Here is a 26,692-nt window from a genome sequence, read left to right on the forward strand (position 1 = left end):
TTTATTTTTTGCGGTTATTTAGATAGAACATTAGCATTTGTATGTCAGAAGGGTTAATTCCACTAATTCTTGTTGCTTGTCCAATAGTTGAGGGTCTAATTTTTTCAAGTTTTTGTCTTGCTTCTGTAGCAAGATTATCTACCAAGGAATAATTTATATTTTCAGGGATTTTTAGATTTTCCAGGCGAATCATTTTTTCAGCAGCTGTTTCTTGTTTTTTAAGATATCCAAATAGTCTTACTTGAATTGTTAATTCTTCAATGAAGGGAAAATCATTTCCTAAGATATCTATTGGGTCTGTCTCAGGATTGGCAAGTAACTTAAGGTAAGATTGGCCATTGATAACGTTATATTTAATGCCTAATTCACTCTTTGAAGACACATATTTATTTTTAAGTTCTTCAATTGTTGTTTGAATAAGATTATATTTATTAACAATTTTTTGATATTCTTCTTCATTTATCATTTTATTGTCATAAGCATATTGGCATAATCTTTCATCAACATTGTCATTTCTTAATAATAATCGATATTCTGAACGACTTGTTAACATACGATATGGCTCTGTGGTACCTTTGGTAACGATATCATCAATTAAGACACCGATATAGGCATCGCTTCTTTTGATTTCCATAGAAGGCATATTTTGAATCTTATTTGCCGCATTAATTCCGGCTATTAAGCCTTGGGCCGCCGCTTCTTCGTAACCACTTGTCCCATTAGGTTGTCCGGCCGAAAAAAAGTTTTCTAATATTTTAGATTCTAGCGATTTATATAAATTAAGTGGATTAATAGCATCATATTCAATGGCGTATCCATATTTTTGAATTCTGCAATTTTCTAATCCAGGTACTGATCTAATCATTTCATCTTGGACATCGACAGGCATTGAAGTAGATAAGCCGTTAATGTACATAATGTCACCTTTTTTAGTTTCTGGTTCAAAAAATATGTGGTGTGTTTCCTTGTCTTGAAATCTAACAATTTTGTCTTCAATGCTAGGGCAATATCTTGGTCCGATACCAATAATTATTCCAGAATATAATGAACTTTTATCAAGGTTTTTTAGTACTATTTCTTTGGTTTTGGCTGTTGTATGGGTTAGAAAACAAGAAGTTTGTTCATCTAATTTTATATTACTTCGCTTGGAAAAACAAAGTTCAGTTTTATCTAGAATTTCTCTTTCTACTTTTGTAAAATCAATACTATCAGTATAAATACGACAAGGAGTTCCGGTTTTTAATCTTTGGATTTCAAAACCATATTTAGCTAAATTTTTGGATAGAGTTGAACTATTTTTTTCGCCGTCAGGACCATCGTTTTTAATATCAGTGCCTCGTAGGATGCGTGAGTTCATATAGACACCGGTTGTCATAATTGTGACTTGTGAGTGTATATCGCCGTGTTTTAAAGTTTTAACACCAACACATTTTTTGTCAACTATGATTAGATCAGAAACTTCATCTTCAATTAAAACAATATTATTTTCTTTTTTTACAGCATTTAGAATTATTTGTGAATATTTATCTTTGTCTATTTGGGCCCTAAGCGATCAAACAGCTGGACCTTTTGAAGTATTTAACATTTTAATTTGGATCATGGATAGGTCGGCAAAAAAGCCCTGAACTCCTCCTAGGGCATCGATTTCACGAGTAATAATTCCTTTTGCCGATCCACCAATCGATGGATTACAAGGTAGCATTGCTAAGCGGTTAGTATTTAGAGTTATTAAGGCTACTTTTAGATTTCTTTTTGCTAGTGCAAAAGTTGCTTCGATTCCGGCATGACCACCACCTATTATGATAGCATCATACTGATTGTTCATTTATTAAGTACTATTCTTTAATATCTTTAAGTATTTTTTCAATTCTTGCAGCTTCAGGCTCAACTTTATCAATTAAAAATACTAGTTCTGGTAATTTTTTATATTTTCAACTTTTAGCTACAACTGAACGAATAAATGGCGCCATTGAAGTCACTTTGTCAAAGTATCTTTCCTTGTCTTTAAATAAGGTTATATATACTTTAGCATGTGATCCATCGTTTGATAAAATTACGTCGTTAATTGAGATGTTTGTTACATCAAAATCTTTTAATTCAAAAAAACTATTTCCAATTAATTCTAATAATAATTGAGTTTTTCTTTCATGCATAATTGCGTTCATATTATACTAATACATCCTCATAAAATTTTAATTCATCATCTATATCTATTTTATCAAAATCTTTAATATGGGTACCAAAATCAAAGCCTTTTTCGACAACTTTAACATCATTTTTTTCTCTTTTTAAGGAGCTTATTGAGCCCTTAAATATACTTTTGCCTTTTCTAATTACTTCAACTTTGCAAAGTTCTTTCGCTTGTCCTTCAAGCATCATGCAACCTGCAATTGTTCCTACTTTCGAGTAGAAAAAAAGTTTTATAACAACAGCCTGTCCAATTAATTTTTCTTCATAAACTGGTTCTTTTAAGGTATTGATAATTGCTTCTATTTCCTCAACAATTTTATAAATAATGTTATGAGAAACAATTTTTATTTTTTTAGTTTCAGCTAGTTTTTTAATTTCACTTGATGTGCTAATGTTAAATAGATAAATTCTTGAATTAGATGCTTCAGCTAAGAGTAAGTCTGCTTTAGTTAGTTCTCCCGCTGTTGCTCTAATAACATTAACAGAGATTTCATCATTTTTTAATTTAGATAGCGTTTGTTTAATTGCTTCAGCAGTCCCCTGCACATCGGTTTTAATAATTATGTTTAAGGTTTTTTGTCCATCTTTTATAGTGAAGGAATTTCTTTCACTTAATTCTTTTTGTTTATTAATAAAAGATTTTTCTTCTGCTAGCTTCTTAGCAAATTTTTCATCACTAATTACAATAAATCTATCACCTGATGAGGGATTCTTATTGAGACCTGTAATTATGCAAGGTGTGCCTGGTAAGACTTTTTGCAATGGTTTTCCCTCGGTTGAGGTTAAGCTTCTAATGTTTCCATATTGACCACCAGCGACAATAAAATCTCGAGGCATAAGAGTACCATTTTCAACAATAACCGTTGACACTACCCCTCTACCTTTATCAATCTTTGATTCAATAATAGTTCCAAAAGGATCGCGATTCAGATTTGCCTTTAGGTCTAGTAAATCAGCTTGAAGAAAAATAGATTCTAATAAAGCATCAATATTATTATTCATCATTGCTGAACCATAAATGAATTGGTTTTCGCCTCCTCATTCTTCACAAATAATATTATGCTCGCTTAGTTGGCTTTTAATTTTCTCAGGGTCTGCATTTGACTTATCCATCTTATTAACAAAGATAATAATTGGCACATTGGCAGCTTTCGCATGATCGATGGCTTCAATAGTTTGCGGTTTAACACCGTCATCTGCAGCTACAACAATAATAACAATATCAGTTACCCTAGCCCCTCTCGAACGCATTTCAGTAAACGCTTCGTGCCCAGGGGTGTCAAGAAAGGTAATTTTTCTACCATTATATTCAACTTGATATGCACCAGTATGTTGGGTAATCCCACCAAATTCTGTTGAAAGAATGTTACTTTTTCTAATTTGGTCAATTAGTGTTGTTTTGCCGTGGTCAACATGGCCCATAATTGTCACAATGGGAGGGCGTGTTGAAAGGTCGTTTGGATCATTAATAACTTCAAGTTTATCAAATAAATTTTCAGCATCAACTGATTCTTCTTTTTGAAAATCAAGATTATAATGTAAACATATTTCCGCAATTTCTTCTTCATTTAAGAAGGTGTTAATATTTTTCATTATTCCTTTTTTAAAGAAGTAGGTTAAAATTTGCGCAGCAGTTTGGTTAATTTTTTGGCTAAATTCACAAACTGTTAGTGGACCTGTAAAAATAAATACACCATTTTTGACTTTTGCTTCTACAACGTTTAATTTTTCTTTAATATTGTCTACATTTGAAATTCTTTTGTTACATTTTTGCTTAGCCATATATTCACCTCATTTCATAATTTTTTATAAATACAATCATCAATATTTTGTCTAAATGCTTTATTTAGTAAATGCTTTTTAAAAAGGGTTTCGATTTGTTCCTCATTATCTAAACAGTATGTTCCTCGACCACCTAGTTCAATGTTTGGATCAAAATAAAATTCATTATTAATTTTTGCAAATCTAACTAAGTTCTTTATAGGATAAATTTTTCCATCAACAATAGATTTACGACTATATTTTTTATCAATCTTCATCATTTAAATCACCTAAATCCAAATTCTCTAAACCAGCACTTAGGTCATCATCTTTTTTGAAGTCCTTCATTTTTGTTTGAGTTATTTTTTCATAGTCGGCTTCGATTTTTGCTTTGTCTTTAATTTCATTTTGTTTAGTGTTACCTGAGTATACATCTAAATCTTCCATTTCTTCGTTTTCTAATTCATTTTGCATATCAATTCATGTTCTTTCTATTTCCTCATCAGAAATAGATTCATATAATTGTTTTTCAAAAATATGATCTGTTTGTTGTGCTTTTTGTCTAAGCTCAGCTAGATCTTGGTCAAATTCTGATATATTGAATGTATTATCAAAGAATGATTCATTGGATTTCTTAGAATTTCTATGATTGCTAATTGGTTTTAGATTTAACTTTTGACCTACATATTTTAATTTAGCTTCTTCTTCAGTAATATTTGCATTTTTAAATGAATATTTTATTTGGAGTTGATCGGCTTGCGCTTGGCTAATTATGTCCAAGCGGCTTCTTGTTAATTCTGAGGCAAGTCGAACATTTTGCCCTTTTTTACCAATTGCTAAAGTATGTTGAGCATTAGGAACAATAACAATAAAACTATTGAACTGCGGAGTTGAATCTTCTTTTTCGACAATATCAATAACTCTTGAAGGACTAACAGCATTCATTACAAATTTCTTTTTGTCCTCATCATATAATACAACATCAATTTTTTCGTGGTTTAGTTGTTTCGAAATAGCTTCAATTCTAGCTGAATCTGTTCCGATTACTGTGCCTAATTCTTCGAGAGCAAAAGGCGCTTTTTCTGTTTTTCTTATAGCAACTTTTGCTCTTTCCCCTGGTATTCTAACAACCTTAATAATTTCAATAAATCCCTCAGCAATTTCTGGTATTTCTTGTTCGAATAATTTATTTATTAATTTAGATTCAACTGAGGATACTAATATTTGTGCATTTTTAGATTCAGGTTTTACTTCTTCAATATAAACATCTAACAAATCGCCGGCTTTTAGATTGGATAATAATCTTAAATTACTTGTAGATGGTGGCATATAAGCAACAGTTCCATCACGAAATTCCATGAGTGTACCAGTTTTGGTAATATTTGTTATTTTAGCTTTAACTATAGTACCTATTAAACTACTATATTTATTAAAGGTTAATTGTTTTTCCAATTCTCTAATTTGTTGGTTGAAGATACTTAGAATTTTTTGATAATCACGTTTATGGAATAATTCGAAATCTATTTCCTCGGCAATGATATCACCCTCCTTAATATTTGCATTAATTTTTTTAGCATCGCTTAAAGCGATTTCAATGCAAGGGCAAAAATTATCTTTGTCTTCATATGTTATAGGGTCATTAGTAACGATTTTTGTATGGTTTATTATTTTAAACTGTTTCTTATCTTTATCAATGATAAATTCTAATTCAGCATCAGGATCATATTGACTAAAAATCACTTGTTCAACAGCTTTTTTAAATAAATCAACTACTGCTTCTTCATCAATATTTTTGATCTGTGAAACATTATATATAGCACTAAAAATTTGTGTTGCTTTTAGTTCCGAATCAAAAGTTTTGGTATTCATTTTTATCTCCTTTTTTATATCTTATAATTACAAAAAGGATCGGCCTATGGCCAACCCTTTTTAATCTTAATTAAAAACAGTATAATAAAATTTTAATACATTAATTTATTTTCAAATAATTTTTCCTTGAATTTTTGAGTTTACTTTATCAATATCAATAATTTTTATATTTATGTTATCGCCAATTGAAACTAGTTCATTAGGATGGTTGATATATTGGGAATTTTCCTTCTTCATATTGCGAATATGAATCAAAACATTTTCCTTTAGGCCAATATAGGCAAATACACCGAAGTTGGTAATATTTTGAACCTGGCCAATAATTTCTTGACCCAGTTGGATATCGCTAAATTTTAAAATTTTGTCATTAACAATATATCCTGGTTTATCATCCCTTATATCCTTTCCAGGTGCTAATAAAGAATCAATAATTAGGTCAATGTCATATTGATTTGCGCCTAGGTTTTTAGCTAATTCATCCTTATTAGTTGAAAGCAATATTTCCTTATCGATATTTTTTAAATCAATAGCTAATTCTTTTATTATTCTATCGGCAAGTTCATATAAGTCAGGGTGTATATTTGTCTTATCATAAAATACATTAGAATCATAAATTCGTAGAAAACCAACTGATTGTTCATAAGCTTTAGGGCCTAAACCTTTAACTTTTTTAAGATCAGTTCTTGATTTAAATAAGCCGTTCTCATTACGATAATCAACAATATTTTGTGCTAATGATTTCGAAAGGCCAGAAACATACTCTAATATATATTTGGTTGCGGTGTTTAAATCAATTCCAACCATATTGACTGCCTTTCCGACCTTGAATGCTAATTTTAAAGATAATTCTTTTTGATTAACATCATGTTGATACTGACCTACCCCAAGAGATTTTGGTTCAATTTTAATTAGCTCATTCAAAGGATCTTGAAATTTTCTGCCTATATTAATTGCTGATCTAAATTCTAGTTCTAAATCAGGGAATTCCTCTTGCGCAATTTTTGAAGCCGAGTATACAGAAGCACCTACTTCGCTAACAATGGCAAATTTAGTGTTTTTGTTTAATTCTTTTTCTCTTCTTATTTTTAATAATTTATCAATAAATTCTTCTGTTTCGCGGCTAGCGGTTCCATTTCCAATAACAATTAGATCAATCTCATATTTGTTAAGTATTTCATGCATCTTTTTGACTGCATTTAGAAATTCTTCTTTTGAGTTAGTGTGTGGATGGATAACAAAACCTTCTAAATATTTTCCATTACCGTCTAGCATCGCACATTTGCAGCCGTTAGTATATCCAGGATCGATAGATAAAATATTTTTATTTTTTGTGGCTGGAGAAAGTAATAAATCTTCAAGGTTTTGAGCAAAAATTTCAATAGCTTCTTTTTCGGCACGCTCAAATAAATCTGTCTTTATTTCTCTTATTATCGATGGAAATATTAAACGATCTAGTGAATCCTTTATTGCTTCATTAACAATCTTAGCTGTTCTTTTGTTGATGAAAAATTTGTTGTTTAGATAATAAATGATAACTTTTTCATTGAATTCAATTGTATATGAAATGATTTTTTTGTCTTCGCCACGAGTAATAGCTAATACACGATGGTTAGGGATATTTTTAACCTTCTCACTATAGTCATAATATTGTTTGAATGTTTCTTTTTCGTCATCCACACTTTTCTTTTTTGTTATGATAACACCGTAGTTTATAAGTTGATTTTTAACATATTCGCGAACTGAAATATCTTGTGAAATATTTTGAGCAATTATATATTTAGCTTGTTCTAAAACTTGTTCAACATCTTTTAATGTATCTCCATTAATATATTTCGAAGCTTCTTTAAAAACATTAAATTTTTCATCCTTATTTGTCATAATAAGCTCAGCAAGTGGCCCTAATCCTAATGCAAGAGCTTCGGTGGCTTTTGTTTTTTTGCCTACCTTAAAAGGTTCATATATATTTTCAACTTCCTGCTTAGTTATTGCATCATCAATTTTTTTCGATATTTCAACATCAAGTAGCTTTTTTTCTTCAAGAATTTTTTTAACATATTCTTTCCTTTTTTGAAGTTCTACATCATACTCATAAAATTCGCTAATATTTGCAACTTGTTCTTCATCAAGACCACCGGTCACATCTTTTCTATAACGTGAAATAAAGGGAATTGTAGCGCCTTCTTTTAATAATTTAAGGGTTTCACTAACCTGCTCATTACGTATATTCAATCTTTTTGCAACATTTTTTATTGATAAATCAATCATAATTTCTCCAATTTTTATTTATTATCTTTAGTACATTAATTATAAAGAAATTATTTTTTAATAGGTCTTTTTAGATTTTTTTTAAAGCAAATTAATTTATAATTTTTAAGAATTATTGAATTGTAGGAAGAATAAATTTATGTTAAAAATTGGCATTATTGCAGAATATAATCCATTTCATAATGGTCATATATACTTAATTAATAAAATTAAAGAAAGATATCCAAATTCGAAAATTATTGTTGCCTTGTCCTCTAATTTTACCCAACGTGGTGAGATTGCTTGCGCTCCTTTTGCAAAAAGAAAAAAAATATGTATGAAATATGGTGTTGATAAGGTTGTTAAGCTAGATTTTGAAACCTCAACACAGGCAGCACACTTTTTTGCAAAAGGCTCAATTGATATGTTAGATAAACAAAAAATTGATATTCTTTTTTTTGGAACATCCGATAGCGATGAAATAAAAAAATATATAAGTGCTGCAAAGTTATTGGATGAAAATGTGGATTTATATAACAAAAATGTTAAGTTGCTTTTAAAACAAGGAAAATCCTTTATTTTATCCTGTTATGAATCGTTAAAACTATTCTTAAAAGAAGAAGAAATTCCGCAAGATATTTTGGGCTTTGAATACACTAAATACGTATTAAAAAATAAACCTCATATTAAACTTGATTGTATTAAAAGGTCAATTTCACATCATTCCGGGGAAACAAGTTCAATTTATGCATCAGGAACAAAATTAAGAGAAATGATAAAAAATAATGAGGATATTTCAAATTTTTCTCCACTAAAAATTAAAAGAGTTAAGAGGATTGAAGATACATATAAGAAATTCCAAAGAATAATAAGACATTGGTCACCACAAAGAATCGCCAAAATTAAACTTGTTAGTGAAGGGATGGAAAATTTATTTAAGAAAAACATTGATGCTTTATCCTACGATGAATTTATTGATTCTTGTACATCAAAAAGATATACAAAATCACGTATTAAGCGAACTTATTTGTATGTCTTAAAGAAGTGATTTGCTAAAAAAAACTAGTATATTTTTAATTTTAAATTAAAGCGCAATTGAGGAAAAAAGTTAATTCTAAATTGGATGCAGCAAGTTATTAATACCTCTAGGTATTATTTTTTCATTATTATTGTTTATCAGGGTAATCATAGGCACTTCAGCCGCTTAGAAGGTAAGAAAATACTGAAATAAAGATCACATTTTTTATAAATCATAATTTAGTTTATTAAGCTAAATATTCAAAAAATATAATAGGTTATAGATTTGAAATTTAAAGGATTTATTTATGAGTGACTGGCTATTTTGATGAAGCAACATTTGTGCGAAACAAAAAAGTCTAAACAAGGTCATTTTGTTTCATTTGATCTAGCACTGGCATTGTTTGTGTTTACTTTTATTGTTGTTGTAATGTCAATATATACATTTGTAGCAATATAGCTAATGTTGGTCCAGGTTTTGCGTTAATTATTTTAATTATAATCTAGTATCTATAGACCTACAATTACCATATTATTAATATTTTATGATAATGCTCTTAGTGAAATTAACAATGAAATCGTCACTATTTCTGAATTTCAATAATATAGACATTGAAGCAAAGTATTATTGTTTATGTTTGAATATAAACACTTTATTTTTGTTAATAATTGTTGACTTGATCTTGCTAATATTAATACTTGTAGGTTTTATTATCTTTTTTTATTTTAGCTTCAAAAGCTTAAAAAAATTTGACTCAATTTATTTAAAATATTTTTTTGAATCTAATCTAGATGAAAAACTTAAATGAGATTTTGTAAAAAAAACATTCAGGCGTATTTTCTGAATGTTTTTTGCCTTCAAAGTCTATGAATTATTTATTGCAAATTTTTAAATTCTTCTGTAGCATTAACTAGTGCTTCGGCAATCTTTTCTTCTTTTGAGGAATGACCTGCAATAACAAAATTTAACTTTGATTTGTTTAGATTTTTATGTAAAAGGTAAGCGCCTTCTGGTCTGCAATCCATATCAAATCTACCGTGAATAATTATTGTTGGAATATTTCGGATTTTGTCAATATTTTTTAATATATAGTTATCTTCTAAAAAAATATGATTAATAAAATAATGATTTTCAAGTCTAGCTAATTCTAAATTGCTTTTCTGATTAGATAAAATTTCTTCTATTTCTGTTAGTGGATTCATCGTTATAAGCCCGAGTTCTCATTTAGCTCAATGGTATGCTGCATTGTATGCTAATTCAATATTTGGACTATTTAGATACTTGTGGTATGCCTTGATTAAATTATGTCTTTCTTCAATTGGAATAAAGTTGGAAAATTCTTCATATGCTTCAGGAAAATAGAAAGAAGCACCCTGTTGATAAAGGTAATAATCGTCTTCTTGGCGCCCTAAGAATACACCTCGCAAAATCATACCCAATACATTTTGAGGGTAATTAATGGCATAAATAAGTGACAAACAGGATCCTCATGAACCACCAAAAAGTATCCATTTATCAATATTTAAGTTTTTGCGCAACTCTTCAATATCGCTAATTAAGTTTAGTGTAGTATTTTCTTTTATTTCAGCAGATGGCATAGATTTGCCGCAACCTCTTTGATCGAATAAAATAATTCGGTAATGATTTGGGTCAAAATATTGGCGATTCGATTCAGAAATTCCCCCTCCTGGACCACCATGTATAAATAAAATTGGTTGACCATTTGGGTTACCTACTTCTTCATAATATATAGAGTGAATATCGCTTACTTTTAAAAAACCAGTTTTATATGGTTCAATTGGTTCAAACATAACAATTTCCTTTTAGATAAAATATTAGTACTTAAAATTATATTTTAATATTTTAAAAAGTTAGAGGTTTAATGCACCCCTAACTCTTATTTTTTATATTAAATAATGTTTGTTTATAAAGTTAATTATTTCTTGCAATTTATTTAAATCCTGTTGAATAAATCCAGATGAGTTTAAGTGCCCACCGCCTTGAAAATAGTTTGCAACTTTTGATACATCATAAGTAGTTTTTGATCTAATTTCACAGCGATAATCACCCTGTTTTCGTTTTAATAATGCTAGTGAAACTTCGGTGTTAGATACTTCTACAAATTTAGCAACAAGAGGTCTTGCGATATCATTTGAAACAATTTGATCAACAATCATATATGTAACTATTCCTTCTTTTTGGGAATTGTTTATTGCATTAAAAATGAATCTGTTTTCTTCCGCATTAAGTTGCATTTTTTTAAGTAAAAGATTATAATCTAGACCTTCCTTTAATAAAAATTCCATACATTTAAAGGTTTCTTGGGTAACATTTCTCTCTTTGAAAAATTCAGTATCAGTAATGATTGCCACAGCAAGGCCTTCGAGAACTTTTTTGTCTGTTTTTAAATTTAGTTCCATAACAAGTTTAGTCATTACTTGTCCGGTTGCAGGTCAAAAATCACCCCCAATTTCAAATAATCATTTGCCTTCCAAAGGATGGTGGTCAATTTTAATTGATTCTTCGGTTTTGACTCTTTGATCAAAGATTCTATTCTTTGTAGATGTATCAACAACCACCTTTAGTGAGTTATTAAAAAAGCCATTATCAACTAATGAAATTTTTTCATCTTCCAAGAATAATAGGTTTCTTGGATAATCGCCGCCAGAAATTCTTACATTCTTATTTTTTAGGTTTATTTTTATAAGATGCTTGAGAGCGACTGCAGATCCTAGGGTATCACCATCTGGTTCAACATGAGTACATAATGTTATATTATTTGCGTTTTCTAGATATTCTCAAAATTTAATAAATTTTTGTTTCATATTTTCCATAATTTAGGCCACCGTTAATGAATAATTGTCAAAATAATGATCAACCGCAATTTTGGCGGATTTTTTGGCTATTTTAGATTTCTTGAATCAGTTTTTCATATTTGCTAGATTTTGAATTGTTCGCATATATGTTGTTTTATAAACATTTTTAACATCATTTTTAATTTTAACTAATATTTTTTTATATTGATTTAAATAGTCTATTTTATTTGTCATTAGCCTTTTATAATTTTTTTCATCTGGAATTAAATCATTTTTTAATCAATAATTGTATATAAATAATTGATCCTTCTTGTGTTTTGCAATCATATATTTTGCATATCTTGTTTCATTTTTGAATTCCTCATTGTTCACAAGAGCAATGGCAAGCGACTTAATAATCATATTTTGCTTAATCAGTTTTTTAAACCAAACATCTTGGCCAAAGAAGTATCCAGTTGTTAGTTTTGAGCGAATGATATTTGAAATTTGTTCAATTGCCAATAATACAATAATGGTAAAAATTAGGTATGATGAAAGCTTGTCTCAGTCTTCAGTTTTGGATGAGTATGTACTGATTTGGAAACCAAAATCACTAGCTCCTACGGCGCCAATTACTACTGTACTTTTGAAGTTAATTTCAACTCTATATAAGAAGTTAGACAGAGATTGTGGTAATATTGATTTAATAACAATAAATTTGACTTTTTGAAATCATGTTGCGCCTAGTGAGTCTAAGGATTGAAACACCTTGTGTGGAATTTTTTCAACTGACTCCATAATTAGTTTTCCAAGCATACCAATTGAATGTATCCCCAGTGCCAAGACCCCGGCGAATAGTTTTGAGTCTTTTGACAAGATTATAAAAAGAATGGCAAAAGTGAACGCTGGTATAGCACGAATAACAATAATAATCAATTTAAATGGGTAAGAAAAATACTTATTAATATTTTTTGCGGCAAGAATTCCTAATATTAGTGCAAAAAACAAACCAATGACTGAGGAAGCTATTGCCACTAGTAGAGCCGAAGCCCCTAATGGTATAACACTTGTTTTTGATGTTTTTCAATTGCCACCAAACAATGATCAATCCGGATTGAAAAGCTTATTAATTCCATCTTTGAATTGGCTAATTTTTATACTATTTCCAATTTTTCATTCAATTTGTGTTAGCGAAGCAAGGATAAGCGCAAACACAAGAATAATGACAAAAATCTTGAATATATATATTTTTGACTTTTGCTTTTTAAGCTGTTCTAATTGTTTTGCAAATGGAAGTTTTTCATCAATTTGAGGGTGCTTTTGAGAATATTCTAAAATGAATTTTTTAATCATATAGTTTAATGCTTCGATTACTATCATCAAGGCAATTAACACTCATAAAACAATTGACATATGCGATAGGTTATCTGTTATGGCGTATTGATCAGAAAGAAGTTGCCCAATTGTTGATATTCCAACAATTGATAAAATAGCTGCAAATCTAACAACCATTTCGAATGAGTAGAATCCATATGATACAATTCTCTTTATTAAATAAGGTAAAATTGCGCTTTTAAAGGCAAGAGTTTTATTATTACCAATTGCTTGCGCTCCCTGAAATGCGCTTGTATCATAGGTGTCTAAGTCTTCATATAATCATTTTGTCATTAATGAGCTAACAAATATAGCAATTGAAAACATTGCCGCTAATGATTTTGAAAATAAGAAGAAAAAGATAAATGCGAATACAACTGGGGGGACTGCTCTAATTATCGACATTATTATTCTAAAGGGAAGATAAATTAATTTATCTTTAATAATATTTTTAGAGCTTAATAATGCTAGCGGTACTGATATAAAAATACCAAGTATAGTGCCTAACATTGAGTATGAAATAGTGGTTCATAAATAGGATAAGCTGCGCAAGAAGGTTGCATAAGGCGTGAACTCTGCAGCTCCGATTTGCGCTTTTTTATTAGTCTCAAAAAAGTGCGAAATATGGTTTCAAAAAGCTTTTCAGTTTTGAAAATCAGGTTTAATAGCAGCGATTATTATTACAACCAAAATAAAGATTAATGCACCACCCAAGATTTTGAACCAAGGGAACTTTTTAGTTACCTTTTGGCCATTGATGTCAACGAATTTAGGATTAAAGTAATTTGTTACTGATTCACTAAATAATTTTAGTTTGCTTTTATATTCAATAGGACCGCTAGATTTGCTTTGCTGTTTATCCATTTCTAGATTTCCAATTTTTTAATTTTTTCTTTAATTTCATTTTGAATAATTAGTCTTTTTCTACGGTTTTCATTGAATTGTTCTTCATCAAATTGTTCCAATTTTTTTCCATATATTTCTTTTAATTGTTCTAAATTAACTTTATCTCAACTATCATTAAAAATAATTTTGCCTTTTTTTACCCCTATTATTCGATCTGCATATTGTAGGGCTAGATCAACATGATGGAGATTTGCAATTATGGTAATTTTTTCAGATTTGTTAGCTATTAAAAAACCATCCATAACACTTTTAGCCATAATCGGATCAAGTGCCCCTACAGGTTCATCTGCAAGAATAATTTTTGGTTTTTGGGCTAGAGTACGTGCTAAGGCCACACGCTGCATCTGACCGCCTGATAAATCTTTTGCTAAATCATAAGCATTTTCTAGAATATTAACTTTTGCTAAACATTGATATGCTAGTTCAATATCGCTTTTACTATAAATTCCAAAAAACGCTCTAAATAAATTCATTTGTGGTAATCTTGCCGAGAGAACATTTTGTAGTACAGTGATGTTTTCAACTAGATTATAATTTTGAAAGATAATTCCAATTTTTGTTCTAAATTGTCTTAATTTTTTTCCTTTTAATTCATTAACATTGTAAGGTCCAACCGTTAATTTTCCTGAGGTAATGGTATTTATTTTGTTTACTGTTTTAATTAGTGTGGTTTTTCCGGCTCCCGATAGACCAATAATTGCGACAAACTCGCCTTGATTAATTGAAAGATTTACATCAATTAAGCCCTTAGTTCCATTAGGATATGTTTTTGATACGTTATCTCAGTTGATATTTCAATTATTATTAGTATTTTGTTGTATGTTGCTAATACTTTTTATTTTTAGATTTTTATTCATAATTAAGTTTTATATTAAATTAAGTTTTTGTATTATTCTAAGAAAGATTTAAAGCCTTCAAAATGTTTTTTAAATCATTGTTCAGGGTATATATATGAGGCGGCTGATGTTGTTGAAGTATAACCATAAATTACATAATCCCTTACTTCCGATCATTTTAGTTTTCAATTAGAACCTTGTTCTTTTAGGGCTTTAATAACAATTTTGTAAATTTCAGAATCTTTGCGAACATAAATATATGAACGATAGAAGCCAACGGTTGGAAGTTCTTCTCCTGTTGCCAACGAATCAATATGTGTTTTTAATTCATCGTTATATCCGTTTGTAGTTGAATTTGGATTTTTAGATGGTTCCTTGTTGATATAAAGATTATTTTTATTGAATATTTTGTAGTTATTAAATGCTTCAACTAGTAGTTTTTCATCATTAAATTTAGGTGTTGATGGATTCTGCTTGCTTATATATGGGTCAATAATTTGGACATTTCTACCAGCTTGAATAATAAAGCTAGAATCTCCGGATAACTTAGCTCATGTATCGACAGGTAGAAAGGCGACATCGATCGATTTAGCTTTCAAAGCTGTTGCAGCACTATTGTAATCACTTGAAACACTAATTTCAATATTTTTGATTCCCTTTTCCTTTATTCATAATTGTAGTTTCTCTGTTGCTTTTTGTACTAATGCGGCATCAGAAGAAGGAATGAATTGAATTTTAAGGTTTTTCTTTTCATCAACAGTTGTGAATTTATTTGTTTTTTCATCAAAGGAAATATATTCACTATCGCCCTTAGGAATAACTTCATAGGCTTTTTTTGAATCTCCATTTATGTTGTAAACGATATTTGCATCAAATCCAACTGGAGCATAGCCATCATGGTTGTATATTTTGAATATACTTTGGATCTTGTTATTTTTATCTAAGTAAGTTAGATTGCTTTCTTTGTTAGAATCTTTATTATCTTTTACTTGTTTGTTTGATTCTTTTATTGCAGCAATTAAAAGTTGTTGAAGAGCCTTAATATCGCCAAGCTTTAAGTCAGATCTCGCCTGAACACCATCATTTGAAATGTGCGATGTAGCTCCAATAACTGCTAGATCATTAGCATGGTCTTTAGCATAAAAACGAGCGTCTGATCATGCCCCAGCAACAGTGATTGATTTGTTAGCTAGTTTTTGCATAGCATCAGCATAGCCCTGGGTTTTTATTGCTTCGACATTGGAATCTGTTGTGCATTGCGAAGAAATTAGACCTATAGCCATCGGAAGTATAGAAGCACTAGTTATAACTGAAGGTAGTAAGAACTTTCTGATTGATTTTTTCATTTGTTTTCCTTTTTGTGTGGATTTTCTTAATATAAAGTATTTAAATTTACAAACGAAATTATATTAAAAACTCAAGGAGCAATAAAAAAACACTTATTAGAAGAGTTTTTTTAAAAAAATTAACAAGTATGAAAAAAAATAAATTTTTTGTGGTGAAAAATTATATTATAAAATTAGTTTTTTTATGAAATTACAATTTTTTCATTTTGCTGCAATTTAACGTAAATGTTAAAAAAAGTTATTTTATAAATTTTGTGTAATCCCATTTAGTTCGAAAATTTAAGATAAAAGTTTAGTGTATTAAAATTGCAATATTAGCAATAATAAAATCTTCAAATTTTCGCTAAATTTTAATGATAAAAATAAATATTTATATTTGTAATTTATAATAAATATGTTTTTTAGAATGGAGAATTCATGCAAGATAATAAAAAAATTGAGGTTTCATTAGGCCTAGATTTAGGGATTGGTTCCGTAGGCTGGTCGCTTGTTAATAATGAAACTAACGAAGTTATTGCGCTAGGTTCTAGATTGTTTGATGAACCTAATTTAGCTGAAGATAGAAGAGCACACAGGTCTCTTAGAAGAAGCATAAGAAGAAAAGCTTTAAAGAAAAATGCTTATGCAAAATTAGTTATTAAATATAGCAAAATGTTTAATTTAGATTTAAAATCTGTCGAAGATGTTTTAAATATTTATTTAAAATCTTCACAAAAACACCCACATATTATAGATTTAAAATACAAAGCATTATCAAAAGAAATTTTATCAGAAGAATTAATCTGAATACTACACGATTATTTAAAAAATCGTGGTGTATTTTATGAAATAGAAGAAGAAACCAAAGATAATAAAGGCGGCGATAAGAATAACAGTTCATTTGCCGAATTTAAAGACGATTCAAAATATCCAAGCGAAATTGAAAAAAATACTTTGATAGATTCGGATTTGTCAAAAACATTGAAGCAAATACAGGTAATTTATTTACTAATAAAAGATGAGTTGCCGAACTTGAAAAACTTTTCGAAGTTCAGTCTAAAAAATATGATCAAAAATTATTTAAAGAATTTAGTGATAATTATCTAAATTTATTTAAATATATACGTTCATTTGAACAAGGGCCTGGCAATATAAAAAGTCCGAGTGAATACGGAATTTTTCAAAGAGATGAAAATGGTGAAGTTATTCAAAAATATACTGTAATATGAGAAAAAACCACTGGAAAATGTAGCGTGTTTAAAAAAGACAATAGAGCGCCTATTAATACACCAAGTGCAGAAATGTTTAATTTATTACACAATTTAAACAATACAACTTTCTATATTGACGAAAATTCACAAAATAAAATAAATCTAGACAATCAAGTTAAAAAAGATCTAATTTTAAATTGATTTAATTCATTTAAAAACGATAAAAAAGTTAAAAACATAGATAAAAAATCAATTATTAAAGAAATGAAAAAAATTAATAATGATTTAACTACAAATAGTTTTAGCAATGAAGATATCGATTATTATAAAAATCTAAATATAACAAATGAAATTTTAAATATCTTTGTAAAAAATAATTGTATTGCTTCAATGTTTAACAGCGAAAATTTATTCAATGTAATAAGAGACTTAGATAAGCTATATCAACCAATATTTTATAATAGAAGTATTGATGACCGTATCAACAAGCTAAACGATAAAGAATGTATTAAAGTATTCAATAAATATTTATTAAATGAAAGTGATATTCAGAACACGATAAAAGATATTGCTCAAAGTTCTAAATTAAAAGGAAATAAAACACATTCACTTTCATACCGTGTTTTTGAACATACGTTGCAGGCATTGTTTGATGAAATTACCAATCTAGAGTCATTAAAATGAAATAAAGAAAGTGATTTATATAAAGCAGTTAGTGAATATAATAAAGAAAATGAAATTAAACTAATTTCAAAAGAACAAACTGGCAAATATTTACAAGCCAATTTTTTAGACGATTTAATTGTTTCTCCAGCAGTTAAAAGTTCAATTAGAGAAAGCGTTAAGGTATTTAACCAAATTATCAAAGAATTTGGAAAAAAATATTTAATCACAAAAGTTGGCCTAGAAATGCCAAGGGATAAAAACGGTGAAGAAGAAGCTAAAAAAATCAGTGCTCAAAATAAACACAATAAAAAAGTTAATGATCTAATTGAAGTGGCAGTAAAAGAAAGAACTATGGATAATTCATTCAGTATTTCAAATTGCTCAGATCATACAAAATTAAAGTTATTGCTATGATTACAACAGGACGGAATTGATTTATATTCTCTTCAAGATATTGATTTAAGAAAAGTTTATAAAAATCCAGGATATACACATATTGATCATATTCTTCCTCAAAGCAAAAGTTTTGACGATTCAATCAGAAACAAGGTTTTGGTACTAAAAGAGTCAAATGAGCAAAAGGAAAATAAGGTTCCAAAAGACTTTTTATCAACCGAAAAATTTGAAGAGCTAAAAAAATGGTTATATGTACATTGAAGATCAAAAGCCGATAAATATACTTCTAAAAAAGATAAAATCAAAGATTTACCTTGATTTAAAACATACGATGAATTAATTGCAAAGTGCAACAATTTATTGCATGACACACTTTCTCAAAGCGATGAAATAGAATTTGCTTCTAGAAATTTAAACGACACGCGTTATGCATGTAAAGAATTTTTAAGTATTTTAGCAAACTATGCTAAAAATCATGACAATCAATTCACAATAAAACCTATTAGAGGTAAATTTACAAGCATAATTAGAAAATTAGCGAAGTTGGATAAAAAGAACCGTGATGAATTTGATCACCATGCTATCGATGCTTCAATATTGGCAATTGCAGCAAACAATATGAAAATGAACCATAATAAATGAGCAATTTTGGAAAACTACTACATTGACAAAGACAACAACATTATTGATAAAGAAACTGGTGAATTTATTTGTAAGCGTTCTGATTTAACTGTCAATACCGAGGATATAACAGATAAAGTAAAAAAATCGATAGGTGAAAATAGACAACAAGAAATTAAATCTAAAGTAAGATTTACAAGAAAATTAACGAAAGATCATAATATCGAACTATTTAATGCAACTTTATACTCTTCTATCAAAGATCCAGATGATGAAAATATAATTTATAAAGTTGAACGTAAAAGTGTCTATGATATGAAAGATTACTTCGAAAAAGAAGATAAACACGATAATGTATTAATGTTCAGAAGTCACCCTCAAGAGTTTAATAAACTTAAAAATATTTATCTAGAATATAAAGGTGAAAAAAGTCCTTTTGAAGTCTATATGAATGATTTACAAAAAACATATAGTGAATTAATTTCAGAAGAGTATAAAGATTTCTGTAAAAATAACCAAATTTTATTACTTGTTGAAAATAATAAAGTCAAAATGGTTAAAAAATTAAAAATAGTTAGTGATAAAAAAAGATATTAACAATGTAGCTTTAAATAAAAATGATAGCAAGTCATTTAAAGAATCATTTAATTGGGTTGCGCTATTGATTTATAAAACAAGAAAAGATAAATATGCTTATATCCCGGTAAATGCAAAAATCTACACATTTGATAACAATAAAAAATCTGATTTTTCTTTAGAAGAAATTTACAATCAAAAAGAATTAAATAGAATTAAAAAAACATTAGACATTCCAGAGGAAAATAAAATAATTGATGTCTGATATAAAAATACGTTGTTTAAGAACGCAATCGATAATCAAGTCTATTATTTATGCGGCGCAGTTTATAGTTCTCAAACTATTGAGGTTAAATACATTTCAAAAAGAAATGTAATAAAAAATGGAGAAAAATTAGGAGAAAAAAGGCTAATAACTACAATTTCTTCTTTTTGCTCGAAATCAATAAAAACAAAAAATAGAATAATTTAAAATATTTTAAAGGTACTGCAGATAAATTTACACAAAATTTACTACACTGCCATAACCAACCAATTTTAAAGTTATTTAAATTATTCAAAATTTTTAATAAACACACGTCAAAACTATATATTGTTCATACATTTTTAATTGGTTAATTGGCTTTTTTATTAAATGCGATATGAAAGCTTCTGCGTTGTTATTAATAAAGTCAATATTTTTATCATTAATTTCTATTAGCTCATAAAAATTATTATTTATATATTTGCACAAAGAAAATAACAAGTTGGAATGATTTAAACCTAAATATTTTTTGATTATCTTCTTATTGCTATAAATAAAATTAATTAGTTCATCATGCTTTTATTGTGCATAAAATTATTAAAAATAAGTTTTAAATCTAGATTTTCTTTAGACTTTAATTGTTCTAAACCATACTTTAATTCAGCAGAATTATTAAAAATTGTATTAATTTTTTGAAATAGATGAAATCTACATAATATGTATTTAGCCTTTATTTTCTTTGCTAAATTTGAAATTCATTTTGCTCCATCACCAAGCACAATTAGCTTGCAATTTTTATCATAATATTTTTTAATAACTATATTTATTTGCTCGATTAAATATGCAAAACTTATCTGTTTTTTGGTTGTTGAAAAGATAAAAAAATGATTCTTATTTATTATATTTTTGTTTTTATCAAGCATAAAAAAAATATGATTCTTGTTCTAAATTTACTTACTTTATTTTTATTTTGTTTAGTATTAAAATATGTATCATCTACACTAATATAGATTGTATTATTAGAAGAATTATCCAAACTCTTAATTAATCTATTTTGTTCAATTCTTTTACTAATATTAAATTGCTGCCTTCACATAACGACAAATCAAGGTTTTGAGATATTGTATCTCATAGAAATAACACGTAAATTCGCTCCATCTAAATACCATTTTTTGCCTTTTTCCAATAAAGAAATATCAACTCTTCTTTTGAAATTATCATTCAAAAATACGTTCTTATTAAATATATAAGTATGTAATAAAACTTTATTATCATCATAGTATTTATATTTGGTAATTTTTATGCATAAAATCCCGAATTCTAGTTTAATTTTTCTAGTTATATATGAATGTATTAATACCCCTTTTTGCTTACGTTCATCAGAATTTCTAAACGCTTCGTCTTCTTTTTCTATTTTTTCTTTTAGTATTTCTAATATATAGTTATTCATAAAATAATAATGTTTTAAATGAGGCAAAAAATATATAAAATTCTCATAAATTAAAAACAATTCGCTAAAAATTTTTAATATATGCATAAAAAAGATATATAATATTGATATATTGTGAGCAGAGAGGCGCAACTCCCGCGGTCGGCTGGCAAAACGAAGGAAAAAGAAAAAGTGCGCAAAAACTAGCAACAGCTAGTTTTTTATATATAATTTGGAACTGTATGAGTATATATAAAGGAACGATTTGAAAAATAAGAGATATGTTAAATCGCAACAAAAATGAAAAAATCAAAAAAGTTACACCAAAAAATGATGCAACTTTTTTGATTGGTGCAGATCGACAATACTATTTTTATATAGACAATAAAACATATAAAGCTTTTGAATTAAATGAAAATGACATTCAAATGTATGAGAATATAACATATAGTAAAAAGCTTCCTCTTGAAATATCGGCGGCTTAAAAAATGTAAAACACCAAAAAGCTAGATATTGCGCAATCAGATGCTATCTAAAAAAACAGAAATTTTAGAATCTTTTGTTAAAACTGGCCTTATTTCGCAAAGAGAAATAGATTTAATGTGATCAATTAATGAAGATTTAGAAAAAATAAGAAGAGTCATAAATTTTTATAAATTATTCTATTCATGGTAGAGTTTTTTTATTAGAAATTATGCAAAATGTATACTTAAACAAGTTCAAAATATTGGTGGCTCATTTTTCATGCTAATTAATGTGAATTTAAACGTTTTTATACAAAAATGACATTTTAGTACTATACTATTTTTAAGCAAGGTTAGACTAAATGCTTCAAAACCAGATGTAATTAGAGATTTTAGTACTATACTATTTTTAAGCAAGGTTAGACAGTAGATTACCCAACTTTTATACAAAATGAATTTTAGTACTATACTATTTTTAAGCAAGGTTAGACAGCTATCTTTTAAAAGTTTTAGCTCGTTTAATTTTAGTACTATACTATTTTTAAGCAAGGTTAGACTTAATTCTTTTTTAAAAAGATTAGAAGAAAATTTTAGTACTATACTATTTTTAAGCAAGGTTAGACTAAAATTATACCATCATTTTTTATGAATGTATTTTAGTACTATACTATTTTTAAGCAAGGTTAGACGTGCATTAATATATCTATTAATGCAAGGGGATTTTAGTACTATACTATTTTTAAGCAAGGTTAGACATTTCAAAAACAAATTTGAATAAAACAACAATTTTAGTACTATACTATTTTTAAGCAAGGTTAGACTAAATTTACTTATAATACAAAAGATAATTTATTTTAGTACTATACTATTTTTAAGCAAGGTTAGACCGACAATTCATAAGCCCTGAAAGATTATTTATTTTAGTACTATACTATTTTTAAGCAAGGTTAGACCTACAAATAAAAATAAATTTAGAGCAATTGATTTTAGTACTATACTATTTTTAAGCAAGGTTAGACTAACTATGCAAGTTTTTGAAAATTGTATTTATTTTAGTACTATACTATTTTTAAGCAAGGTTAGACTATTAAAAAGAGAATTATTGTTAACTACACATTTTAGTACTATACTATTTTTAAGCAAGGTTAGACAAATCATTCTTTATAACTTAATTCATTTTTATTTTAGTACTATACTATTTTTAAGCAAGGTGAGACTTAACTAATCAATCTTTGCTGATTTACGCTTTTTTTATCAAAATAAAGTGATAAAACTTTTGAAGTTGAAACATCGATACATGCAACAATTGTTCATAAGGTTTGATCAACATAAAAATGAATAGTTCCATCAAGTTCAACACATTCGCCCATATTTACTAATTTTCTTTTTGAGATTACGGTTGGTTTTGCAATCTCCTCTTTAGGCAAAATATTTGGCTTATAAGGTATATATTTTTTACAAAAGTTTTTTGTTTTTTTATTGTATTTTTATGAGCAAAAGCACTTAGAAATCCGCTTTGCGTAAGTCTTCTTGTTAATTGACTATATGATATTTTTACATTAGCTATTCTTTCATAAAATAAACGCTAAGACAAATATGAATTACAAGAACTATTTTTTTGTTCCAGCAATTAATTTTTTGCTTTCATATTTTTTTCATAATTGATAATTAAATCATTACTGTAAATCTTTTTTCTATCGCCTCATTGATTGCCATGTGCTAAGTTAACCTCTTTTTGCATAATTTGGCATTTCTTAATTCTTGTTTTAATCTTTTTATGGTTGACATTGAACATTTTGCCCTTAAGGATAATTGCTTATTTGTTAAATCAGAATATGTAGTTATAACATCTAATAATTTTTGTTTTCTATTTAATTGAAAATAGTTTAATTCTATTTCGCACATAATAAAACCACCTATAACATTTTACTATATATGTTAGGTGGCTCATTCTTGTTACAATTTAATGAACTCTTGTATAAAAACGTTCAAATTCGATTAAAAATTAATCTAAAATGATTGATTTTATTGCATTTTGCAATGTTTTACTTTCTTTGATTTTTTCAATGTCATCAACATTGAACTTTTGCATAAGTATTTCTTTAATTAAAGATACATTATCAATATTGATAAATGTTTTATTATCAAAAATTGAACAAACTTCCAACTCTTCAAAGCTATTACAAATATCTCAAATATTGTTAGTTAATATAATAAAGTTAAATTTATTAGTAAAAGTAACCAACTCACTAATATTGATATTATCAAAATTAGTGATAATTACAAGTTGCTTATCTAATTGATTTGTTAAATCAAAAAACCTAAATAAAATATCTTTATTAATCAATTTCTGATCATTTAGTTGGAATAAAAATTTAACTAACTTTGATTTATCTAAATTAAGATAAATAAAATCTTCGCCAATTAGATTTGTATAAAAATTTAATACTTCAGATAATAAATCATTTTTGATTAAATTTTCTTGATCAATTCTACTGTCTTTTATAAACATTTTATATAAACTATTTTTGCTGCTAAAATTAAGGATATCAATAACTTTTGATAATGGATTAATAATAATACTTTCATTAACAAAATAGCCTTTATTATTAATTAAAAGACTTGGTTGATTATTTTGATTTTCATGATTAATTAACATAGCTAAAAAAGCTAAAGAGTTACTGCTTTCAATAACTCTAATTCCTTGATAGTCATAATCTAAAAGATGACTAAATTTTACTATTTCTAACATAATTTATACCTCTAAATATATTTTTTTATCCAAGTAATATTCATTTAGTGATTTTTCGCCATTAATGATTTCAATATTTTGATATTGACTTTCTGTTACTAATAAAATTCTCACATTTGATTTTTTTGGAACGATTTTTATTAGTTTATCCTTTTCATAAGGATATTGAGTGTGAGCTGATATACATTTAACATAGATTGAATATTGAATCATGCTATAACCTAATTTAATTAGTTCATTTCTAAATTTATTATAATAAGCGATATTATCATCGTCCATCGAAATATCATACATAACAATTATTCGCATAAATCTACTTTGAATTTCAATCAATGATTAACTCTTCTAATGAACAATTTTCTAATATTTTTTTAACTGAATAATCAATATAATCGCGAATTCTTATATGCTTATTATTGACATTAATGTGCTCATCAAAAAATTCATATAGCATTTGCTTAAAAATTTTTCAATTCACTTCTTGATAATTAGCTTTCTTGATTAAATACTGATATACAACATAGTCAATAAACACTCTAGCTATTTCCATTAGATCGCATGCTAAACTATAAGGGTTATTAAAGCTTTTATGAAAAACGCCAATGCGATTATCAAAGCCACGCCCATTAATTGACCGACTATAAAATGATAGTAAAATCGTATACCCATAATTTAGCATCGCATTAATATCATCATCAAAGTTATTTCTTTCTCTTTTAAAATCAGCTCCAAAAATATTTTTATAATAAAGTTTAGCTGCATGAGCCTCGCGGTTAGATAAATCACCAATTTTGACATCTAAAATATAATTTTTAAATTTTTGATAATCTTCATCATTAACTAAATTAAAATTTACTAACAAATTAAGTTGATTAGAAATCTTTAATTTAATAATATTTTTTCAGGTTATGGCTTTGTAATTCTCATCTCAAGTTAATTGAGATAAAAATACTTTGTTATTATAATAATTATCAAACGGAATAATTTGCGCCTGAGGCAGATGTTTTTCGTTGCATATAATTATGTTAACTTTTTCTTTTATAAATTTATTAATTAGTGGTATTGATATTGTTGTTTTATTATTTTCGAAAATAATACTATCAATATCATTAGTTGGTATTGTGATTTTACCTTGTTCTTTTTTAATAATTAAATTTCCTAAAAAAAGTGACAAATATTCACTTTCCGTAACATCGATTATTTTCTTCATATTCTTCTTTCTGCTTATATACTAAGCAAAAAAATTACATTGCAATTTTAAATATTATTTAAAAAATTCATTAAATTGGACTTCTAATAATTAATATAACTATTTAGCTTGTTAATTCTTAATCAAATTGCAACATTTTTATAGTTTAAAAATGTTTCTTAAACTTAAGATATCAAATATGTTTTTTAAGACCTAAAAAATTTAAAACAGGAATCAGGAAAATTAACAAAGTGTCATACTTTGCTATTATTTTTTTGTAAATCTATATATTTCGAAAGTAAAAATTAAATAGTAATATATTTTTAAATTAACCTTACGGATCTTATTTTAAAAATTAGAATCTATTTTTTTAAGCTTTATTTATATTTGGATTGGTTGGCAAACTAATTTTTTCAAACCTACTTTGCGGACATTAAAATAAAATTAAAAATCTACTTAAAGTTTTCATATAAGTCATTCCCCACTTGTTTAATTGGGTTTTTAAACATTGTTTTTAAGTGACTCATTTCTTGTTTTAAATCCGATGTATTTAATCTAAATTTTTCTAAATTTCTAATCAAGTAATTAAACTTGTCCATAAATGTCGAAACTACTGACTTATGCGTTACGACTATCAAACTCAATTTATAAGCCAAATCGTCTCAAATGTCAAGATTTTTGTCTATTAAAAAAATTTCTTGTGAGTTAAAGTTAGATAAATCACTACTTGCTTTGTAACGATTTTCTGGAGTTTTAAAACAATATTCACCACTTGAGTTCATACAAAATAAAACTTTTATTTTCTTTGAAAAATTAACTCTATTGC

24 protein-coding genes, 1 pseudogene and 1 CRISPR repeat array are annotated in these 26,692 nt (G+C 27.3%); of the genes and pseudogenes, 6 read left to right on the top strand and 19 right to left on the bottom strand.

Features of this window, described 5'->3' with window-relative positions:
* Position 1: 1 nt before the first annotated feature.
* From mnmG to ACWXVJ_RS02180, 6 genes are all read right to left on the bottom strand, one after another.
* Positions 2-1,825 (bottom strand): tRNA uridine-5-carboxymethylaminomethyl(34) synthesis enzyme MnmG, encoded by a 1,824-nt coding sequence (gene mnmG / locus ACWXVJ_RS02155; protein WP_455966392.1) that lies wholly within the window; start codon positions 1,823-1,825, stop codon positions 2-4.
* Positions 1,826-1,835: 10 nt separating this feature from the next.
* The gene (rbfA, locus tag ACWXVJ_RS02160) at positions 1,836-2,165 is read right to left on the bottom strand and encodes a 30S ribosome-binding factor RbfA (protein ID WP_438340442.1); all 330 of its coding nucleotides are present in this window, start codon (positions 2,163-2,165) and stop codon (positions 1,836-1,838) included.
* Between the two features lies 1 nt (position 2,166).
* Positions 2,167-3,972: a translation initiation factor IF-2 gene (gene infB / locus ACWXVJ_RS02165; RefSeq protein WP_438340441.1), complete on the bottom strand. Its 1,806-nt coding sequence runs from the start codon at positions 3,970-3,972 to the stop codon at positions 2,167-2,169.
* The gene (locus ACWXVJ_RS02170) at positions 3,933-4,232 is read right to left on the bottom strand and encodes a DUF448 domain-containing protein (protein WP_438340440.1); all 300 of its coding nucleotides are present in this window, start codon (positions 4,230-4,232) and stop codon (positions 3,933-3,935) included. Before ACWXVJ_RS02170 ends, infB begins: the two co-directional genes overlap by 40 nt.
* Positions 4,216-5,820 (bottom strand): transcription termination factor NusA, encoded by a 1,605-nt coding sequence (nusA, locus tag ACWXVJ_RS02175; protein ID WP_455966395.1) that lies wholly within the window; start codon positions 5,818-5,820, stop codon positions 4,216-4,218. Before nusA ends, ACWXVJ_RS02170 begins: the two co-directional genes overlap by 17 nt.
* 105 nt (positions 5,821-5,925) lie before the next feature.
* A complete protein-coding gene (locus ACWXVJ_RS02180) occupies positions 5,926-8,085 on the bottom strand; it encodes a helix-hairpin-helix domain-containing protein (RefSeq protein WP_455966397.1) in 2,160 nt (719 codons plus the stop codon).
* A 139-nt stretch (positions 8,086-8,224) separates the two neighbouring features.
* On the opposite strand from ACWXVJ_RS02180, the gene ACWXVJ_RS02185 reads away from it, so the two are divergent.
* Together ACWXVJ_RS02185 and ACWXVJ_RS02190 are read left to right on the top strand one after the other, a co-directional pair.
* Complete coding sequence (locus tag ACWXVJ_RS02185) at positions 8,225-9,130, top strand: nucleotidyltransferase (RefSeq protein ID WP_455966399.1); 906 nt, start codon at positions 8,225-8,227, stop codon at positions 9,128-9,130.
* A 237-nt stretch (positions 9,131-9,367) separates the two neighbouring features.
* Positions 9,368-9,541 (top strand): hypothetical protein, encoded by a 174-nt coding sequence (locus tag ACWXVJ_RS02190; RefSeq protein WP_455966401.1) that lies wholly within the window; start codon positions 9,368-9,370, stop codon positions 9,539-9,541.
* Between the two features lie 416 nt (positions 9,542-9,957).
* On the opposite strand, the gene pip is transcribed toward ACWXVJ_RS02190, so the two are convergent.
* The 5 genes from pip to ACWXVJ_RS02215 all read right to left on the bottom strand — a co-directional run bounded on the left by pip (position 9,958) and on the right by ACWXVJ_RS02215 (position 16,339).
* On the bottom strand, positions 9,958-10,893 hold the full coding sequence (gene pip / locus ACWXVJ_RS02195; protein WP_455966403.1) for a prolyl aminopeptidase: 936 nt from the start codon (positions 10,891-10,893) through the stop codon (positions 9,958-9,960).
* A gap of 93 nt (positions 10,894-10,986) precedes the next feature.
* Positions 10,987-11,916 carry a DHH family phosphoesterase gene (locus ACWXVJ_RS02200; protein WP_455966404.1) on the bottom strand — a complete coding sequence of 310 codons (930 nt, stop codon included), beginning with the start codon at positions 11,914-11,916 and terminating at the stop codon, positions 10,987-10,989.
* A 3-nt stretch (positions 11,917-11,919) separates the two neighbouring features.
* Positions 11,920-14,115 (bottom strand): PhnE/PtxC family ABC transporter permease, encoded by a 2,196-nt coding sequence (locus tag ACWXVJ_RS02205; RefSeq protein ID WP_455966405.1) that lies wholly within the window; start codon positions 14,113-14,115, stop codon positions 11,920-11,922.
* A gap of 2 nt (positions 14,116-14,117) precedes the next feature.
* On the bottom strand, positions 14,118-15,014 hold the full coding sequence (gene phnC, locus ACWXVJ_RS02210) for a phosphonate ABC transporter ATP-binding protein (RefSeq protein WP_438340433.1): 897 nt from the start codon (positions 15,012-15,014) through the stop codon (positions 14,118-14,120).
* Positions 15,015-15,046: 32 nt separating this feature from the next.
* The gene (locus tag ACWXVJ_RS02215) at positions 15,047-16,339 is read right to left on the bottom strand and encodes a hypothetical protein (protein ID WP_444704854.1); all 1,293 of its coding nucleotides are present in this window, start codon (positions 16,337-16,339) and stop codon (positions 15,047-15,049) included.
* Positions 16,340-16,756: 417 nt separating this feature from the next.
* On the opposite strand from ACWXVJ_RS02215, the pseudogene cas9 reads away from it, so the two are divergent.
* A pseudogene (gene cas9 / locus ACWXVJ_RS02220) lies at positions 16,757-19,809 on the top strand (type II CRISPR RNA-guided endonuclease Cas9).
* Positions 19,790-20,260 carry a hypothetical protein gene (locus tag ACWXVJ_RS02225; protein WP_455966406.1) on the top strand — a complete coding sequence of 157 codons (471 nt, stop codon included), beginning with the start codon at positions 19,790-19,792 and terminating at the stop codon, positions 20,258-20,260. The pseudogene cas9 and the gene ACWXVJ_RS02225 overlap by 20 nt, the downstream one beginning before the upstream one ends.
* Positions 20,261-20,595: 335 nt before the next feature.
* Here ACWXVJ_RS02225 and ACWXVJ_RS02230 read toward each other — a convergent pair whose 3' ends face one another.
* On the bottom strand, positions 20,596-20,955 hold the full coding sequence (locus ACWXVJ_RS02230; protein WP_455966407.1) for a UPF0236 family transposase-like protein: 360 nt from the start codon (positions 20,953-20,955) through the stop codon (positions 20,596-20,598).
* Positions 20,931-21,482: a hypothetical protein gene (locus ACWXVJ_RS02235; RefSeq protein ID WP_455966408.1), complete on the bottom strand. Its 552-nt coding sequence runs from the start codon at positions 21,480-21,482 to the stop codon at positions 20,931-20,933. Before ACWXVJ_RS02235 ends, ACWXVJ_RS02230 begins: the two co-directional genes overlap by 25 nt.
* Positions 21,483-21,586: 104 nt before the next feature.
* On the opposite strand from ACWXVJ_RS02235, the gene ACWXVJ_RS02240 reads away from it, so the two are divergent.
* Positions 21,587-21,946 carry a hypothetical protein gene (locus tag ACWXVJ_RS02240; RefSeq protein ID WP_455966409.1) on the top strand — a complete coding sequence of 120 codons (360 nt, stop codon included), beginning with the start codon at positions 21,587-21,589 and terminating at the stop codon, positions 21,944-21,946.
* A gap of 40 nt (positions 21,947-21,986) precedes the next feature.
* Entirely contained in the window at positions 21,987-22,136 is a 150-nt protein-coding gene (locus ACWXVJ_RS02245; protein WP_455966410.1) for a hypothetical protein, read from the top strand.
* A 112-nt stretch (positions 22,137-22,248) separates the two neighbouring features.
* Positions 22,249-23,142: a CRISPR direct-repeat array (repeat unit 36 nt; unit sequence ATTTTAGTACTATACTATTTTTAAGCAAGGTTAGAC).
* On the opposite strand, the gene ACWXVJ_RS02250 is transcribed toward ACWXVJ_RS02245, so the two are convergent.
* The 6 genes from ACWXVJ_RS02250 to ACWXVJ_RS02275 form a co-directional block, all read right to left on the bottom strand.
* Positions 23,143-23,352 (bottom strand): hypothetical protein, encoded by a 210-nt coding sequence (locus ACWXVJ_RS02250; RefSeq protein ID WP_455966411.1) that lies wholly within the window; start codon positions 23,350-23,352, stop codon positions 23,143-23,145. It lies immediately after the preceding feature.
* 292 nt (positions 23,353-23,644) lie between these two features.
* Positions 23,645-23,830 (bottom strand): hypothetical protein, encoded by a 186-nt coding sequence (locus ACWXVJ_RS02255; protein ID WP_455966412.1) that lies wholly within the window; start codon positions 23,828-23,830, stop codon positions 23,645-23,647.
* A 100-nt stretch (positions 23,831-23,930) separates the two neighbouring features.
* Complete coding sequence (locus ACWXVJ_RS02260; protein ID WP_455966413.1) at positions 23,931-24,677, bottom strand: hypothetical protein; 747 nt, start codon at positions 24,675-24,677, stop codon at positions 23,931-23,933.
* A gap of 3 nt (positions 24,678-24,680) precedes the next feature.
* Positions 24,681-24,986, bottom strand: a complete 306-nt coding sequence (cas2, locus tag ACWXVJ_RS02265; RefSeq protein ID WP_438340428.1) for a CRISPR-associated endonuclease Cas2 — start codon at positions 24,984-24,986, stop codon at positions 24,681-24,683.
* Positions 24,987-24,990: 4 nt separating this feature from the next.
* Positions 24,991-25,887 (bottom strand): type II CRISPR-associated endonuclease Cas1, encoded by an 897-nt coding sequence (cas1, locus tag ACWXVJ_RS02270; RefSeq protein WP_455966414.1) that lies wholly within the window; start codon positions 25,885-25,887, stop codon positions 24,991-24,993.
* 431 nt (positions 25,888-26,318) lie between these two features.
* Positions 26,319-26,692: hypothetical protein (locus ACWXVJ_RS02275; RefSeq protein ID WP_455966415.1), on the bottom strand; the 374-nt coding region annotated here is incomplete at its 5' end.

The organism is Mycoplasma sp. 773 (assembly GCF_053851515.1).